Annotated in this window: 18 protein-coding genes; 9 read left to right on the top strand and 9 right to left on the bottom strand. The window is 60.5% G+C overall.

What is annotated here, in order from left to right; all coding sequences use genetic code 11:
- Positions 1-41: 41 nt before the first annotated feature.
- From cpaB to AC6CH8_RS12740, 6 genes are all read left to right on the top strand, one after another.
- The gene (gene cpaB, locus AC6CH8_RS12765; protein ID WP_454811118.1) at positions 42-788 is read left to right on the top strand and encodes a Flp pilus assembly protein CpaB; all 747 of its coding nucleotides are present in this window, start codon (positions 42-44) and stop codon (positions 786-788) included.
- A complete protein-coding gene (locus tag AC6CH8_RS12760; protein ID WP_498190904.1) occupies positions 785-1,981 on the top strand; it encodes a CpaE/TadZ family protein in 1,197 nt (398 codons plus the stop codon). The genes cpaB and AC6CH8_RS12760 overlap by 4 nt, the downstream gene beginning before the upstream one ends.
- Entirely contained in the window at positions 1,978-3,420 is a 1,443-nt protein-coding gene (locus AC6CH8_RS12755; RefSeq protein ID WP_498190902.1) for a TadA family conjugal transfer-associated ATPase, read from the top strand. The genes AC6CH8_RS12760 and AC6CH8_RS12755 overlap by 4 nt, the downstream gene beginning before the upstream one ends.
- Positions 3,417-4,367, top strand: coding sequence for a type II secretion system F family protein (locus AC6CH8_RS12750; RefSeq protein ID WP_498190900.1), 951 nt, complete (start codon positions 3,417-3,419; stop codon positions 4,365-4,367). Before AC6CH8_RS12755 ends, AC6CH8_RS12750 begins: the two co-directional genes overlap by 4 nt.
- Before the next feature lie 9 nt (positions 4,368-4,376).
- Entirely contained in the window at positions 4,377-5,267 is an 891-nt protein-coding gene (locus AC6CH8_RS12745; protein ID WP_498190898.1) for a type II secretion system F family protein, read from the top strand.
- A gap of 285 nt (positions 5,268-5,552) precedes the next feature.
- Positions 5,553-6,710: a S1 family peptidase gene (locus AC6CH8_RS12740; protein ID WP_498190897.1), complete on the top strand. Its 1,158-nt coding sequence runs from the start codon at positions 5,553-5,555 to the stop codon at positions 6,708-6,710.
- Positions 6,711-6,727: 17 nt separating this feature from the next.
- On the opposite strand, the gene truA is transcribed toward AC6CH8_RS12740, so the two are convergent.
- From truA to AC6CH8_RS12700, 8 genes are all read right to left on the bottom strand, one after another.
- Positions 6,728-7,618 carry a tRNA pseudouridine(38-40) synthase TruA gene (gene truA, locus AC6CH8_RS12735; protein WP_498190895.1) on the bottom strand — a complete coding sequence of 297 codons (891 nt, stop codon included), beginning with the start codon at positions 7,616-7,618 and terminating at the stop codon, positions 6,728-6,730.
- A 32-nt stretch (positions 7,619-7,650) separates the two neighbouring features.
- Positions 7,651-8,211 (bottom strand): 50S ribosomal protein L17, encoded by a 561-nt coding sequence (rplQ, locus tag AC6CH8_RS12730; protein WP_024817574.1) that lies wholly within the window; start codon positions 8,209-8,211, stop codon positions 7,651-7,653.
- A 66-nt stretch (positions 8,212-8,277) separates the two neighbouring features.
- Positions 8,278-9,288 (bottom strand): DNA-directed RNA polymerase subunit alpha, encoded by a 1,011-nt coding sequence (locus AC6CH8_RS12725; protein ID WP_011775567.1) that lies wholly within the window; start codon positions 9,286-9,288, stop codon positions 8,278-8,280.
- Positions 9,289-9,437: 149 nt separating this feature from the next.
- Positions 9,438-9,839: a 30S ribosomal protein S11 gene (rpsK, locus tag AC6CH8_RS12720; RefSeq protein ID WP_014922380.1), complete on the bottom strand. Its 402-nt coding sequence runs from the start codon at positions 9,837-9,839 to the stop codon at positions 9,438-9,440.
- Positions 9,840-9,890: 51 nt separating this feature from the next.
- On the bottom strand, positions 9,891-10,268 hold the full coding sequence (gene rpsM, locus AC6CH8_RS12715; protein WP_011775569.1) for a 30S ribosomal protein S13: 378 nt from the start codon (positions 10,266-10,268) through the stop codon (positions 9,891-9,893).
- Between the two features lie 196 nt (positions 10,269-10,464).
- Positions 10,465-10,578 carry a 50S ribosomal protein L36 gene (gene rpmJ, locus AC6CH8_RS12710; RefSeq protein ID WP_011775570.1) on the bottom strand — a complete coding sequence of 38 codons (114 nt, stop codon included), beginning with the start codon at positions 10,576-10,578 and terminating at the stop codon, positions 10,465-10,467.
- A gap of 72 nt (positions 10,579-10,650) precedes the next feature.
- A complete protein-coding gene (infA, locus tag AC6CH8_RS12705) occupies positions 10,651-10,872 on the bottom strand; it encodes a translation initiation factor IF-1 (protein WP_011775571.1) in 222 nt (73 codons plus the stop codon).
- Between the two features lie 195 nt (positions 10,873-11,067).
- Positions 11,068-12,018, bottom strand: coding sequence for a P1 family peptidase (locus AC6CH8_RS12700; protein ID WP_498190891.1), 951 nt, complete (start codon positions 12,016-12,018; stop codon positions 11,068-11,070).
- A 381-nt stretch (positions 12,019-12,399) separates the two neighbouring features.
- On the opposite strand from AC6CH8_RS12700, the gene AC6CH8_RS12695 reads away from it, so the two are divergent.
- Genes AC6CH8_RS12695 through AC6CH8_RS12685 form a run of 3 tightly spaced genes read left to right on the top strand, consistent with a single transcriptional unit; the run spans position 12,400 to position 15,696 of the window.
- Positions 12,400-13,380 carry a carbohydrate ABC transporter permease gene (locus AC6CH8_RS12695; protein WP_498190889.1) on the top strand — a complete coding sequence of 327 codons (981 nt, stop codon included), beginning with the start codon at positions 12,400-12,402 and terminating at the stop codon, positions 13,378-13,380.
- The gene (locus AC6CH8_RS12690; RefSeq protein WP_498190887.1) at positions 13,377-14,297 is read left to right on the top strand and encodes a carbohydrate ABC transporter permease; all 921 of its coding nucleotides are present in this window, start codon (positions 13,377-13,379) and stop codon (positions 14,295-14,297) included. Before AC6CH8_RS12695 ends, AC6CH8_RS12690 begins: the two co-directional genes overlap by 4 nt.
- A 52-nt stretch (positions 14,298-14,349) precedes the next feature.
- Positions 14,350-15,696, top strand: a complete 1,347-nt coding sequence (locus tag AC6CH8_RS12685; protein WP_498190886.1) for an ABC transporter substrate-binding protein — start codon at positions 14,350-14,352, stop codon at positions 15,694-15,696.
- A 63-nt stretch (positions 15,697-15,759) separates the two neighbouring features.
- On the opposite strand, the gene map is transcribed toward AC6CH8_RS12685, so the two are convergent.
- On the bottom strand, positions 15,760-16,587 hold the full coding sequence (gene map / locus AC6CH8_RS12680; protein WP_498190884.1) for a type I methionyl aminopeptidase: 828 nt from the start codon (positions 16,585-16,587) through the stop codon (positions 15,760-15,762).
- Between the last annotated feature and the right edge of the window lie 147 nt (positions 16,588-16,734).

Genomic DNA, 16,734 nt, shown 5'->3' with positions numbered 1-16,734 from the left:
CCAATCTGGGAGAAAACTCCATTGCACTAAGGAGAATCAAAGTGAAAACTCGCCTACTGGGAGGCATAGTCGCAGTCGTGCTGGCAATAGTCGGCACGCTGCTACTGGTCACATACGTTCAAGCAGCAGACGCGCGGGCACAAAAGGACCTCCAGCCCGTTGATGTCCTCGTTATACAAAGTCAGGTTCCCGAGGGAGCCGATCTTCAGCAGATCAAGTCTGCTGTAAAGCTTGCTTCGCTACCCGCGGCTTCGGTACCCAATGGTGCCCTCAAGAGCCTCTCCGGAATGGAGGGCAAAGTCGCGGGGGCAGAACTCATGCCTGGTGAAGCCCTGCTGGGAAACCGCCTGGTGGATCCCAACAGCCTGGCGGCCCCGGGATCAGTCCCAGTGCCCGACGGACTTCAAGAAGTTTCAGTACAACTTGATGCGCAGCGCGTTGTAGGCGGGCGACTGGCCGCCGGCGACACCGTAGGCGTCGTGGTGTTGATGGGCGAGAACGGGCAATCCGACACTGACGCTTCAGCCCAGCTCGTCTTCCACAAAGTGCTAGTTACCAGCGTTCAGCGGGCCACAGCCAGGAACTCGAACACCGCGCAAGCAAGCTCCGAACAGGCCAACACACAGCTGCCGGAGGGTTCATTCATCGTGACACTCGCCCGCAGCGATGTGGACGCCACCAAGATCGTTTACGGAGCAAAATACGGGGACATCTGGCTGACGAAAGAACCCGCCGAGGCCCAGGAAAGCGCGCGCGTCACCATCAAGAAGGCAGAGGTACTCCAATGAGCCGCTTTCTAGTCATCACGGCTGATGTCGATTTCGAAAAGCGCGTCCGCCAAGCCGCTGCCGGCATGCATGGCGATGTGCAGTCCATCATCGCCGACTACTTGCCGCAGGGCCCGGACGACGTCCTCCGGGTGCTGTCCGGTCAACTGCTGGAAGTCCTTGTCCTGGGGCCCGGGCTGGAGTCCGACGACGCAATCCGATTGGCAAGCCTGTTCGACCTTCAGTATCCGGAGATCAGCGTAGTGCTCGCTTCGACGGATACAGCGGAAGTCGCACTCCCGGCAATGCGCGCAGGCATCCGTGACTTGTTGGAGCCCTCCGCGGATTCGGGCACCATTCGAGCGCTGTTGGAGCGTGCCAGCCTCGCAGCTGCCGGGCGTCGCAGAGGCTTGGGTGGACAAGTAGACGCAGGGCCACAGGGAGGGCGGATTATCGCCGTCATGTCGCCCAAAGGCGGCGTGGGCAAGACGACCATCTCAACCAACCTCGCTATTGGGCTGGGGCGAACCTCACCCATGAGGGTAGTCATCGCCGATTTGGACCTCCAGTTCGGCGACGTCGCATCCGGGCTCCTCATAGACCCGGATAGGACAATCGCGGATGCGGTTACCGGTGCGGCAGTCCAGGACAGCATGGTGCTGAAGTCATATCTCTCAGTTCATCCCGCCGGTATTTATGCCCTCTGTGCACCCCGCAACCCCTCCCAAATCGAGCATATTTCCGCGGAACAGGTGGGGCATCTCCTTGAACAACTGGCCAGGGAATTCGACTACGTGATTGTGGATACCGCACCGGGTCTTGGTGAGCACGTCCTGGCGACCCTCGAACGTGCCTCCGACGTCGTGTGGGTCTGTGGAATGGATATCCCGAGCATCAGAGGACTTCGGAACGGTCTCGAAATACTTGACGAGATCGGGCTGGTCCCCGAACAGCGCCACGTTGTCCTGAACTTCGCGGACAAACGCAGCGGGCTGACTTTGATTGATGTGGAAGCAACCATAGGGTGCCCGGTGGATGTCACTTTGCCGCGGTCCCGTTCACTCCCCTACTCAACCAATAGGGGCATCCCCGTACTTCAAGACGGGACGAAGGATGTCACGCTCCGCGGTCTCCGTCAGCTCGTGGACCGCTTCAAGCCGGGCTGGGAAGAACGGCCGCACAAGCAGCTGCACCGAAGGGCGGTAGTTAAGTGAACCTCGCAAAGCGCCTTCAGACCGCTCGGGGGCTGGAAGTTGAGACCCCCGGCACATCAACATTGGGAGATCCATGGGCCGGGCCAGCAACCCACACCCCTGACTACATCGCCGATTCAACGGGATCAGGACCAGCTAACGAGGACTCCAGTCAAGCGTTGTCAGCAGTCAAAGAACGCACCAGTTCAGCGTTGTTTGATCGTATGGGTTCCCGAATTTCAGACACCACACTGGATGAGGCGGAACTCCACCGCTACGTCAAAGAGGAACTCCGTGCCGTTATTGACGAAGACGACATTCCGCTGACATCCCAGGAGAGACAACGACTGGTCCAGGAAATCGCTGACGACGTTCTTGGTCTTGGGCCGCTTCAACGGTTCCTTGACGACAAGGACGTCACAGAGATCATGGTGAACGGTGCCGACAAGGTCTACGTGGAAATTGCCGGAAGGCTTCACTTAACCAATGTTCATTTCAGCTCCGAAGAGCATCTTCGCCGAATCATTGAGCGGATTGTCTCCAAGGTTGGCCGCCGCATTGACGAGTCCTCTCCACTGGTGGACGCAAGGCTCTCGGACGGATCCCGAGTCAATGCGATTATTCCTCCGCTCGCTGTCAATGGATCGTCACTCACGATTCGAAAGTTTGGCCGTGTGCCGCTAACGGCCCAGAATCTCATCCAATTGGGAACCATGAGCCCCGAGATCACCGAACTGCTTCACGCGTGCGTACAGGCCCGGCTGAATATCATCGTCTCGGGCGGTACAGGAACGGGAAAGACAACACTCCTGAATGTCCTGTCATCGTTTCTTCCTTCAGATGAACGCATCGTCACCATCGAAGACGCCGTGGAACTGCAGCTCCAGCAATCGCACGTTGTCCGGTTGGAAAGCCGACCAAGCAACATCGAAGGAAAGGGTGAAATCGCCATCCGCGATCTCGTGCGCAATTCCCTGCGCATGCGCCCCGACCGGATCGTAGTGGGCGAAGTTCGTGGCGGTGAGGCACTGGACATGCTTCAGGCAATGAACACCGGCCACGATGGTTCCATTTCCACTGTTCACGCAAATTCTCCGCGCGACGCCATCGCCCGCCTTGAAACGTTGGTCCTGATGGCCGGCATGGACTTACCTCTCCGGGCGATCCGTGAGCAGATTTCGTCCGCTGTGAACCTGGTTGTCCAAATCTCGAGGTTGCGCGACGGCACCCGCCGCATCACGCATGTGACGGAGGTCCAGGGCATGGAAGGTGACGTTGTCACCCTGCAGGACGCCTTCACCTTCGATTACTCAGCCGGCATGGACGTCAATGGGCGGTTCCTTGGAAAGCCCGTTCCTACAGGAGTGCGGCCACGGTTCGTAGACCATTTTGCGGACTTGGGCATTCATATTTCACCAGCGGTCTTTGGAACGATGACGTCTGGCGGTGGAAAGAGGTGATCACCGCAACCAGTCCCCTACTGCTCATCGGCGGGATAATCCTGGGATTTGCGGCCCTGGCGATCGGGCTCTTTCTCATCCCTCGGTCGAGAAACTCGGCAATCGCATTGTCCCGGCGGCGTCCTAACGCCGGCACTCAGGATTCCATGCTGACCCGGATGACAAATTCTGCTGTTGCAATGGTAGATGGGTCAGTTTCGGCCAGCAGGGCTTCCGGAACCAGGCTTCTCCTTGAGCAGGCCGGCTCCAGGATGCGGCCGGCGGACTACGTGCTCTTGGTTATCTGCGCCACCTTCACTGGTGCCGTCGTAGGATTCATCCTCGGCGGTCTCTTGGTGGCGATACTCTTCGGAATCTTAGTGCCCATCGGCGCACGCATGGTTCTGAGCGTCATGACGTCCCGACGCCGGGCGCAGTTCGAAGCTCAACTGGGCGACACGCTGCAAATGCTGTCCGGCAGCATGCGGGCCGGTCATAGCTTGCTGCGGGCAGTCGATGCTGTGGCTCTGGAGGCACAGTCACCTACCAAGGAAGAATTCGCCAGGATCGTAGGAGAAGTTCGTCTGGGACGTGATCTCCGCGATGCACTCCTGGATGCAGCAAACCGTCTACACAGTGAGGATTTCCTCTGGGCCACCCAGGCCATTGAGATTCACCGTGAAGTGGGCGGCGACTTGGCTGAGGTACTGGACCACGTGGCTGAAACGATCCGCGAGCGGTCACAAATCAAAGGCCAAGTGCGGGCCCTCAGCGCTGAAGGTCGGCTGTCAGCGTATGTGCTCATAGCGCTGCCGACCGGCATGTTTCTGTACCTCAGCCTCGCCAACGGGACGTACATCCAGCCACTCTTCACGCACCCCGTGGGTTGGATCATGCTCGTGGTAGCCGTCGTCCTTCTTGCGTTGGGCTCCTTCTGGCTCAGCCGCGTCGTCAAGATTAAGTTCTAGGGAGTGACCATGAACGTTATTGCATGGACGTCCGTCGCATTGATCGTAGTTCCCATCGCCTTGATGGCGTGGGCCTTCATTTCAGTGGATCGCGCTGGCCTGGCAACAGTGCGAGCCAACTTGAGCCGTAGCGCAGGAATGGCCACTGATTTGGGGGCGCAGCCGTCAGCATTGAACCTGCATCGCCTGGGTGCAAAGCTCACCCCCAAGGGCTACACCAACTGGTTGGACAAGTTGCTGGCCAAATTGGGCCGACCAGCAAGCATGCCCTTGGGACGCCTCCTGATCCTCAAACCAGCGTTGGCCTTGGCAGCAGGTCTCGTGGGTCTGTTGTTCTTCCTGAGAGCCCCTTCGGGCCAGGGTTTCCTGCTGTACCTGGTCGCCGTGTTGCTGGTGTACTTCATCCCTGACCTGCTCATCCACGGCCGCGCTGCCGAACGGCAAAAGGCCATCCAAACTGAGCTACCCAACACTCTGGACCAGATGCTCATCTCCGTTGAAGCCGGCCTTGGTTTTGAAGGGGCCATGGCCAGGGCTGGGCAGAATGGTTCGGGACCGCTGGCCATGGAAATGCTCCGAACACTGCAGGACATGCAGGCGGGACGCAGTCGCAAGGAAGCATACGTGGCTTTGGCCGAACGTGTGGATGTCCACGACCTCAGGGCATTCGTCGGGGCCATAGTGCAGGCCGATACCTATGGGATCGCCATCGCCAATGTCCTCCGAACACAAGCCAAGCAAATGCGTATCAAGCGTCGCCAAAGGGCAGAAGAGCAGGCAATGAAGCTGCCCGTCAAAGTTCTGTTCCCCCTGATGTTCTGCATCTTGCCGGTGCTTTTCATCGTCATCATGGGTCCGGCCGTCCTCAATGTGATGACTAATCTGGCCGGCACTTTTTAGGGTTCTGGTGTTACTGCCCTAAAAACCGGCCGTTCGCGGATCCCAGACCACGGGCGGCCACAACGGCCCCCTTCCGGTACCCAGAGCCGGGAGGGGGTCCTCCAACAGTCCCACCCCCAGTAGCTTCTTCTGCGCAAGCGAGTACCTGCAGCGGGGGTTCAGGTAGCGCTGCTTCCGGAAGTCGAGTACGCCCTACTCGTGTCAAGACGAGAGCCACTCTTCTACACTCCATGTACAGCCTGGGATCCGCCCAACGTCTGCCCACATCAAAGCCTAGGAATGATCATGAAAAGGTCGGAGACGGTCAAGAAGCCGGAAAAGAAGCTGACGGTACCGGCTGCGTTGGCGGCACTGGTAGCTGCACCACTCCTGGTCGCGTCACCTGCCGCAGCCGACATCAATGCGGACACCATAGACAAGTCCATTGTGTGGGTCGACAGTGCGTGGAGCGCCTCCGTCCAGGTTCCGTTCAAAGACGGCACCACCGAAACATTCAAGACCACCGTCTACGCCTATTGCACGGGATGGTTCGTTAGTGACACCGGGCATGTGGCAACTGCCGGCCACTGTGTGGAAGCTGATGACGGACTTCGCGTCAGCGTCTACTCCAACATCATAGAAGAGCAGGGCCTGACCGGAGTCAAGGCTGCGGACGTTGACTGGCCAATGACCTTGGGCGATCCTTCAATCAAAATTGACCAACCCTCTGGCATCGACGGTGGAGTCCTTAGCGGAAAGACTGCCATCACAGCGCAATTGATCGCAAAACAGGGATTTGAGAAAGGTGACAACGCCCTCCTGCGCATCGCGGATATGAAAGACACCCCTGCGTTGTCGATCGGTTCGGAAGCGCCAAAGGTCCGCGAGAAGGTTACCTCCATCGGCTTTCCTGATCTCGTAGGCTCCACCTCGGATGTGGAAAGGCAAAAGCCGTCCTATCGATCCGGTGCGGTCAGCTCACGCAGTTATTCAACTCAAGGCGTTCCCCGTACCGAAATCGATACCGACATCACTCCCGGCATGTCGGGTGGGCCCTCGATGAATGAAGAGGGGCAGGTTATTGGCATCAATTCCGCCTACGTATACCAAGGGGCGGGGCAGGCCAACTACATCACCGACACGCAAACGCTCCGTGACTTCCTGACCGCCAACGGAGTCAAATTGGTTGAGTCGGCATCGCAGTCCGCTACCCCTGCGGCTGCCATTGAGAACCCGACTGCAGTCACATCAAACGGACCTGAGATTCCGCTGTGGATGATCGTGACAGTGGTAGGCCTCGTGCTCGCACTTGCCGTCATGGCAGTTTTCCTGTCCCGAGCAATGCGCAAACAACCACGGACAGCACCTGCAGCTGCTTTGCCCGCCGGAGCACAGCTGCCCTGGGTACAAGAACCAACTCGCCCGGAGGATGGAACGCGTCGTGAAGGCGGGCAACCCCTATAGCTCATCGACAGAAAGGGCTACTCCCGGCGCGCCCGAGTCAGCTCCGCGCGAGCCAGCAACTCGCTGTCGGACGGGTAAGCAACTTCCTCCAGCACCAAGGGGTGCGGCGCAGCGAGAACGGACTTGGCATCGCGTTTCCGTTCCAGGAGCCGCGAGTGCAGCCACGCCGGAGTTTCCAGGCACTCTCCAACTCGCAAGGCCGAACCTACCAGGGACCGCACCATGTTGTGGCAGAACGCATCGGCCTGCACGGTGGCAACAATAACGTCGTCGCTTCCACGAGCAAACGAGAACTGCTGCAGCTCGCGGATGGTCGTCGCTCCCTCTCGGGGTTTGCAATAGGAACGGAAATCCTGGAGGCCCAGCAACGAACGGGCTCCTTCATTCATGAGCGCAACGTCCAACGGCGCCTTGTGCCACAAAGTAATCCCGCGCAGAACCGGGTCCCAGCGTTCCGGACCGTCGGCAATGCGGTAACTGTACCTCCGCCACAACGCTGAGAAGCGGGCGTCGAAGCCCTCGGGCGCCAGACCGGCGTCGTGCACTTCAATAGCACCCGTCAGGTCACCGAGAATTCGGCTCAAGGCGCCACGGAGGCGGCGCAAGAGCGCAGCGCCGGGATCAAGCTCGTGCCCCCGCGGCAGCGACAGCCACTCGGCTTCGCTCAGGTCCAGGTGAACCACTTGGCCCCGGGCGTGGACTCCGGCGTCGGTCCTGCCGGCAACCGTCACGCGAATCGGGCGCTGCAGGAGAAGCGCCAAAGCCTCTTCAACGGATCCTTGAACGGTGCGAAGACCGGGCTGCAGGGCCCACCCATTGAACGGGCCGCCGTCGTAGGAAAGATCCAGCCGGACACGCAAAAACCCGCCGCCCCCCATGACGGGGGCAGCGGGTTTTCGTTCGTTCATAGACTTAAGTCTACTGTGAAGAATTCAGTGAATTACTTCTTGTCCTCAGCGGCCGGAGCCTCTTCGGTCTCAGCAGCTTCAGCTTCAGCAGCCTCTGCCTCAGCGGCCGGAGCCTCTTCGGTTTCAGCAGCTTCGGTCTCTACAGCTTCGGTCTCAACGACCTCTTCCTCGGCAGCCGGAGCAGCCTTGGCAGCGGCAGCGGTTGCTTCAGCAACAACGGCCTGCTTCGGGGAAACCGGCTCGAGAACGAGCTCGATGACAGCCATGGGCGCGTTGTCGCCCTTGCGGTTGCCGATCTTGGTGATGCGGGTGTAGCCACCATCGCGGTTAGCAACGGCGCCGGCGATGTCGGTGAACAGCTCGTGGACAACGCCCTTGTCGCTGATCAGGCCGAGAACGCGGCGGCGGGAAGCGAGGTCGCCACGCTTGGCGAAGGTGACCAGACGCTCTGCGTACGGCTTAAGGCGCTTGGCCTTGGTGACCGTGGTGGTGATGCGCTTGTGCTCAAAAAGAGCAGCTGCCAGGTTCGCGAGCATCAGGCGCTCGTGAGCCGGGCCGCCTCCGAGGCGCGGACCCTTAGTGGGGGTAGGCATAGTTATTTCTCCTGTTATGTAAGCCGGTCAGGTCCATCGCTGGACCCGGCGGCCAAGATCTGCTGTTTAGAGCTCGTCGTCGCTGAACGCGGCGTCGTCCTCTTCGATGGCTGCGGCGCGGGCTGCGAGATCGAAACCGGGAGGGGAGTCCTTGAGGGACAGACCCAGTTCCACGAGCTTTGCCTTGACCTCGTCAATGGACTTCGCACCGAAGTTACGAATGTCCATCAGGTCAGCCTCGGAGCGGGCAACGAGTTCACCCACGGTGTGGATGCCCTCACGCTTGAGGCAGTTGTAGGAACGGACGGTGAGGTCCAGATCCTCGATCGGCAGAGCCATGTCCGCTGCCAGGGCAGCGTCCGTCGGCGACGGGCCAATCTCGATACCTTCAGCTGCGGTGTTCAGCTCACGAGCCAGACCGAACAGTTCCACCAAGGTGGTGCCTGCGGAAGCGACAGCATCGCGCGGGGCGATGGCCTGCTTGGTCTCGACGTCGACAATGAGCTTGTCGAAGTCGGTGCGCTGCTCAACACGGGTAGCTTCCACGCGGAAAGTTACCTTCATGACCGGCGAGTAGATCGAGTCAACCGGAATACGGCCGATCTCGGAGTCGCCGGACTTGTTCTGAGCTGCCGAAACGTAGCCACGGCCGCGCTCGATGGTCAGTTCGAGTTCGAACTTGCCCTTCGAGTTCAGAGTGGCAATGTGCAGATCCGGGTTGTGGAATTCGACGCCGGCCGGCGGAGCGATGTCCGCGGCGGTGACGACTCCGGGGCCCTGCTTGCGCAGGTAAGCAACAACCGGCTCATCGTGCTCGGAGGAAACCGAAAGGTTCTTGATGTTCAGGATGATCTCGGTGACATCTTCCTTGACACCCGGAACCGTGGTGAACTCGTGCAGCACGCCATCGATCCGGATGCTGGTTACAGCGGCACCGGGGATGGAGGAGAGCAGGGTACGGCGGAGGGAGTTTCCGAGGGTGTAGCCGAAGCCCGGCTCCAGCGGTTCAATGATGAAACGGGAGCGGTTCTCGGATACAACTTCTTCAGACAGGGTGGGGCGCTGTGCAATGAGCACTTAGGTTTCCTTTCGGCGAGCATCCGCTATATGACGCAACACAGGTGGTGGAAATCGGCTTCGGTTTCCAGCCTGACCAGCCGGGCCATGCTGATGGATGATCGAAACCATCCATAGCAGGCCCGGCCGGTCAGGCGGGGAAGACCTAATTAGACGCGGCGGCGCTTCGGCGGGCGGCAACCGTTGTGGGCGCTGGGGGTGACGTCCTGGATGGAGCCAACCTCGAGGCCAGCGGCCTGAAGCGAACGGATTGCGGTTTCGCGTCCGGATCCCGGGCCCTTGACGAATACGTCAACCTTGCGCAGACCGTGCTCCTGAGCGCGCTTTGCAGCAGCTTCGGCAGCCATCTGGGCAGCGAACGGGGTGGACTTACGGGAGCCCTTGAAGCCAACCTCACCGGCGGAAGCCCATGAGATTACAGCACCGTTCGGGTCCGTGATGGACACGATGGTGTTGTTAAAGGTGCTCTTGATGTGCGCCTGGCCAAGCGCAATATTCTTCTTATCCTTGCGACGCGGCTTACGAACCGCTCCACGAGTCTTCGGGGGCATTGTTTCTCCTACAGAAAGTTATCGGGGGAAAACCGGATTAATCCCGAGGGATTAACGTCCGGCCTTCTTCTTGCCGGCGACGGTGCGCTTCGGGCCCTTACGGGTACGAGCGTTGGTCTTCGTACGCTGTCCGCGTACGGGCAGGCCCTTGCGGTGGCGCAGGCCTTCGTAGCTGCCGATCTCTACCTTGCGGCGGATGTCAGCGGCTACCTCGCGGCGAAGGTCACCCTCAACCTTGTAGTTGCCTTCAATGTAGTCACGCAGCTGGACCAGCTCGGCGTCAGTCAGGTCCTTGACGCGAACGTCAGCGCTGATGCCGGTGGCAGCCAGGGTTTCGTGTGCACGGGTCTTGCCCACGCCGTAGATGTAAGTAAGCGCAATTTCCAACCGCTTTTCGCGGGGAATGTCTACGCCAGCGAGACGAGCCATAGTGGCAGTACTCCTTGAATAAACCGGAGGTCGTAGGCAGTACACCCACACGTTCAGTGTGGCCCCAGCCTCCGACCGGGGGTTCGCTGACCAGGCTCTGTAATGCAGTCCTGGCACAGCTTGTGCTGCCTTTATTTACTTGCGTGGGCTAGCAGCCCAGGTTTGTCCTCGCGGACGCTGATTCCCGAAAGGGGAATTAGCCCTGGCGCTGCTTGTGGCGCGGGTTCTCGCAGATCACCATGACCCGGCCGTTACGGCGGATCACTTTGCACTTGTCGCAGATCTGCTTGACGCTCGGCTTGACCTTCATGGCGTTCCTTTGCGTGTTTTGCAGTTGATCTGCTGGAGCGGCTTAGGCACTATTGCCTTGCCGCCCAGCAATTTACTTGTAGCGGTAGACGATACGACCACGTGTGAGGTCGTATGGGCTCAGCTCCACCACTACCCGGTCCTCGGGGAGGATTCGAATGTAGTGCTGTCGCATCTTCCCAGAGATGTGTGCGAGAACGACGTGCTTATTGGTGAGCTCAACACGAAACATCGCATTGGGCAGCGCCTCAGTCACAACGCCCTCGATCTCAATGACCCCGTCCTTCTTGGCCATATCCTCCGCTAACTGTTGTTTGCCGCTGTCCTCCAGTTAGGCACCGAAGATCCAGCGGACGTTTTTTGTTTGCTTGGCCCTCTTGGAACCACGACACTAAAAAGGGCGTGGCTGCACAGACAACCAACAAATAACTCTACGCCAATGAGGCCGGAAAGTTAAATCCGTCAATGGTAGCGCACCTGCCTCCAGCCGTCACTCCCCCGCTTGCCCATACCGGGGGAAGTCACCCGCCGCCGTCGAAACGCTTTCGGCTGCCAGGACGCCGTCGAGAATCGCCAGCCGAACAGCTTCCGCAGCGGCGCTTTGGAGCGTTATCAGCGAGACCTGCCGCGCCTGTTCAGTACTGCGGTCAAGCCCGACGGCGCCGGTCGCCAACGCGAACACGGTGTCACCGTCCGCCAAAGTATGGGACGGATCCAACGCCCGGGCCAAGCCCGCATGCCCGGCAGAAGCAGTCCGCTTACACTCAGCCACATCGAGTACGGCATTGGTCGCAATCACCACCAACGTTGTGTTGAGCCCCTGCGGCGGAACGACCGAGCGCGCAGAGGGCTGCAGGTCCGCAGGGCCAAACACAGGCACCCCCATCGCGTTCACCACCGCAATGGCTCCAACGATCACCCCGCTTGCAAGAGTGATGGACGACGTACCGATCCCGCCCTTGAACTGGCCGCGCGCAACGACGGCCCCGGTCCCGGCACCCACGTTTCCACGCTCGACGGCGGCATGGTCGCCTGAGGCGAAGGCTGCGGCGGCTGCCTGGTAGCCCATGTCGGCTCCGGGTCGCGCTTTGACGTCGCCACCGCGCCCGAGGTCGAAGATGGCGGCCGCCGGCACAATCGGCACCACAGTCCCGGGAACAGCGAAACCTCTCCCCTGCTCCTCACACCACAGCTGCGCCCCACCCGCGGAGGCCAGTCCAAAGGCACTGCCCCCGGTCAGCACCACGGCATCCACGGTGGAAACCAGCGTTGTCGGATCCAGGGCATCTGTCTCGTGAGTCCCCGGACCCCCGCCGCGCACATCCACGGACCCCACCGTCCCCACGGGAGGAAGCACCACAGTAACCCCGGACAACCACCCCTCCCCCACCCTCTGCACATGCCCAACCCGTATGCCAGCAACATCGGTGATCGAATTCATGCCTCCATTCTCCACCTGCCACACTCCCCGCCTCGAAGGCCAGCCGGGCGGTGACCCGGCAGCGCGCGTCTAAGGTGGGCCCACGACGGCCGGGTTCCCTGGCCGAGCTTGCGAGGTTAGGGGGCCGTTGGGGAGGAACGACCGAGCGCGCAGAGGGGCTCAGCCCGCCCGCAGGGCAAGGACCATGGAAAGTGGGAGCCGAGCCTCGAATTCGAACACGCGAGTAACGCCGCGTAAACGGCTCTGGAAGTGTCAGCCAACTATCGGTACGGGGCACCCTTTTCGTCCGGTCGGTGACTTTCGGTGTGGTGAGCTAGGCCTGTCTTCGCCGCCCCGGTCCGGGAGCTGGCGCCCGCCTTGGCCCAAAACCGTTAGTGACTCATGACTACCCGACAGATTCAAAGCAGCAGTGCTGCACCTGCTGGCAGGCCGGATCCCACGCCGCCGGTCGACGCCGCCCGGCCCCGTCCGGGGAGACGGCGCTGGTCCGGCCGCAGCCGCAAGGACTTCCTGGTCTTCCTGGCCATGGCCCTGCCCAACCTCGTGCTGATCGGCACGTTCACCTATTGGCCGCTGATCAATAACATCTACTATTCAACGTTGGATTGGACGCTCGGCTCGGCTTCGGCCACGGTTGTTGGGCTGCAGAACTACGTCACGTTCTTCACCAGTGAGGATGCGTCCAAGGTCCTGGGGACTACGGCTATCTTCACCCTGGTGACGGTGGGCGGTTCGATGGTCCTCGGCCTGTTGGTTGCCCTTGCTTTGAACTCCAAAGTCCGCGGCACCACGTTCGCCCGTTCCGCGGTGTTCGCGCCCTATGTGCTGTCCGGTGTGGGTGTTGGCTTGGTGTGGTTGTTTATCTTCGATCCCGGCTACGGAGTGCTCGCCTGGGTCCTGCGCGGCCTTGGACAACAGAGCCCGCAGTGGATCAACGATCCCCAGCTCTCGTTGGTGATGGTCATCATCGTGTACGTCTGGAAGAACCTGGGCTACTGTGCCGTGGTCTATCTGGCGGGCCTGCAGTCCCTGCCCCGAGACGTGATGGAAGCTGCGGCGTTGGACGGCGCCAACAGCGCGCGGAGATTTTTCAACATTTCCATGCCTTTGCTCTCCCCCACCACGTTCTTCCTGCTGATCACCACGATGCTGAGTTCATTGCAGGCCTTCGACCTCATCCGGATCATGACTCCGTTGGGCAACGGCACCAGCACGCTGATTTACGAGGCGTACTTGCAGGCGTTCGGCGCCTACAACCGGGCAGGCTACTCTGCGGCGATTTCGGTGATCCTTTTCGCGATCCTACTGATCATTACTGTTCTTCAACTGCGGTTCGTTGAGCGAAAGGTCCACTACTCATGAGCGCGCCCTCACCCGCCGTCGTCGTTGATCCCCCGCAAAGGGCCGCACAGCCAGCCGCACAGCATGAGCGCCCCCGCCCCTTCTCCAGCGCAAACCTCCTCCAGACAGTGGCTACCGGCTACATTCCATTGATCATTGCCACGCTTGTGGTGTTCCTGCCGTTGCTCTGGATGTTGTTGAGTTCCTTCAAGCAACCAGGCGAGATCGTCACCATGGATCTGAAGATCCTGCCTGAGTCCCTGAACCTGGAGAACTATGCCACGGCCATGACCACGGTCCCGTTCGCACAGTTCTTCGCCAACAGCCTGATTGTTACAGTGGTGGGTTCGAGCATCAAGGTCGTCCTGGCGATTCTGACGGCTTACGCGCTGGTGTTTGTTCGCTTCCCGTTCAAGAACGTGATCTTCGTGCTGATCCTCGTGGCCCTCATGGTCCCTGCGCAGGTCTCCATCCTGCCCAACTACATCCTGATCGCGGGGATGGGCGGCAAGAACACTCTGTGGGGCATCATCCTTCCTGGCCTGGGGACGGCGTTCGGTACCTTCCTGCTCCGACAACACTTCCTGACCCTGCCGCCGTCGATCCTCGAAGCAGCTGAAATCGACGGTGCGGGTCATTGGCGCCGGCTGTGGCAGATCATCGTCCCGGTCTCGGTGCCATCGATCGCGACGGTCGCGCTGGTAACTGTGGTCAGCGAATGGAACGACTACATCTGGCCGCTCATCATCACTGACCGCCCCGAAACCATGACGCTCCCGGTGGGCCTGACCCTGCTGCAGAACTCGGAAGGCAATGGGGCCGGTTGGGGAATCCTCATGGCAGGCGCCGTACTGGTTATCGTTCCCATTCTGCTGGTGTTCGCAGCGCTCCAGCGCTACATCGTTGCCGGCCTGACCCAAGGGAGTGTCACCGGCTGATTTTCTCCCACCGCACCATTCGCATCGAAGTACGTTATTGAGAGGAAGCACCATGCACACCAACCTTGACCGCCGACATTTCCTTGGACTGGCAGGCCTCGGCGCCGGAGCTGCGGCCCTCGCCGCATGCGGCGGACCGTCGACGGCGGGTACGGCAGACGCCGTCGACACCGCCACGATCGACTTCAGCGGAGTAAAGCCCGCAGCCTCCATCGACTTCTGGACCAACCACCCGGGTAAGTCACAGGACGTGGAGAAGGCGATCATCGAGAAGTTCCACGCCAAATTCCCAAACATCAAGGTCAACCTGGTGACGGCGGGCGCCAACTACGAAGAGATCGCCCAGAAGTTCCAGACGTCCCAGGCAGCCAAGACGGGCCTGCCGGGACTGGTAGTCCTTTCTGACGTCTGGTGGTTCCGCTACTACTCCAACGGCAGCATCATTCCCATCGATAGCTTGGTGAAGCAGCTGGATATCAAAATCGACGACTTCCAAAAGTCACTGGTGGACGACTACAAATACGAGGACAAGCAGTGGGCGCTCCCCTACGGCCGTTCCACGCCGCTGTTCTACTACAACAAGGACCATTTCAAGGCCGCCGGACTTCCCGACAGGGCGCCGGCCACCTGGCAAGAGTTCGCAGAGTGGGCGCCGAAACTCAAGGCCACCTCGGGTGCGCAATACGCCTACATCTACCCTGCCCTGGCCGGCTACGCAGGGTGGACCCTGCAGAACAACCTGTGGGGTTGGGGCGGAAGCTGGTCAAAGGACTGGGACATCACCTGCGATTCGCCGCAGTCCGTAGCCGCACTTCAGTGGGCCCAGGACTCCATCTATAAGGACGGATGGGCCGGCGTTTCGTCCAAAGAGGCAGCAGACGACTTCGCCGCCGGGATCACCTCGTCAACTATCTCTTCCACAGGTTCCTTGCTCGGCGTCCTGAAGGCCGCCAAATTCAACGTTGGCGTCGGCTTCCTGCCCGGCGGCCCTGAGGCGCCCAGCGGCGTTTGCCCCACGGGCGGCGCGGGCCTCGGCATCCCCAGCGGCATCAGCAAGGAAGAGCAGCTGGCCGCGGCGACGTTCCTCAAGTTCATGACCGAACCTGAGAACACTGCCGCCTTCTCGGCCGCCACCGGCTACATGCCCACCAGGCTCTCAGCTGACATGACAGCGGTTCTTGCGGCAACGCCACAGATCAAGACCGCCATGGATCAACTCACCGCCACCAGAGTTCAGGACAATGCCCGCGTGTTCCTTCCGGGCGCTGATCAGGAGATGGCCAAATCGGCGGCCAAGATCCTGACGCAACAAGGTGACGTCCAAGCAACCATGACCGAGCTCAAGAAAACCCTCGAGGGCATCTACACCAAGGACGTAAAGCCCAAACTGAAGGCATAACTGCCTTCCTGGATATGCGAAGAGCTGGGCTACTTGAGTAGCCCAGCTCTTCATTTGCAGGTGTTACGGGATGGGAACAGGCACGACGCCGAGCGGTGCCAACTGCGCGGCGCCCCCATCCGGGGCGGACAGGACCCAGATGCCCTTTTCGTGAACAGCTACCGAATGCTCCCACTGGCAGGAACGCTTGCCGTCCGTGGTGACGACGGTCCAGTCGTCGTCGAGGGTAGCAGTCTCGATGCCACCACGTACCAGCATGGGTTCAATGGCCAGGCATAGGCCGGGCCGGATCTTGGGGCCGCGGTGGCTGGTCCGGTAGTTCAGAACGTCCGGGGCCATGTGCATCTCCGAACCAATGCCGTGGCCGACGTAATCCTCCAGGATGCCCAACGGCTTTCCAGGGACGGATGACACATAGTCATCGATCGCGTTGCCGATGTCTCCCACAAACTTGCCTTGGGCGAGGGCTGCGATGCCCCGCCACATGGCTGCCTCGGTGACATCGGAAAGACGCTGGTCTTCGGGATCAACGTTGCCAACAATTACGGTCCTGGCAGAGTCGGAATGCCAGCCGTCAACGATGCAGCCGCCGTCGATGGAGATAATGTCGCCGTCGTTGAGGACCTTGCCGCCCGGGATGCCATGCACCACTTCCTCATTGACCGAGGTGCAGATGGTGGCCGGGAAGCCGTGATAACCAAGAAAGTTGGACTTTGCTCCGGCATCGTTGAGGACTGCGGCGAAGACATCGTCCAGGTCCTTGGTGGTGACGCCCGGCTTGGCCGCCGCAACGGCAGCGTCGAGTGCACGGCTCAGGACAAGGCCTGCCTGGTGCATGGTGCGCATCTGCTCGTTGGTTTTGTATTCAATGCGGGGCTGACCGAACGCCATGATCTCCTCTGGAAAGGTTTGCTGTCGAGGCCGACCAGGCCCCGTGCTTCAACCATTTTCCCGTACCCGGGAGCATGGCCGAAATTGGAATGCAGCGTGAAAAAGAAAAAGGGTGTGTCCCGCACTCACCGTACGGGACACACCCCT

This window comes from Paenarthrobacter sp. GQ52, assembly GCF_059759005.1.
The sequence above is the reverse complement of the archived record's forward strand: the minus strand, read 5'-3'. Positions and strand labels throughout refer to the sequence as shown.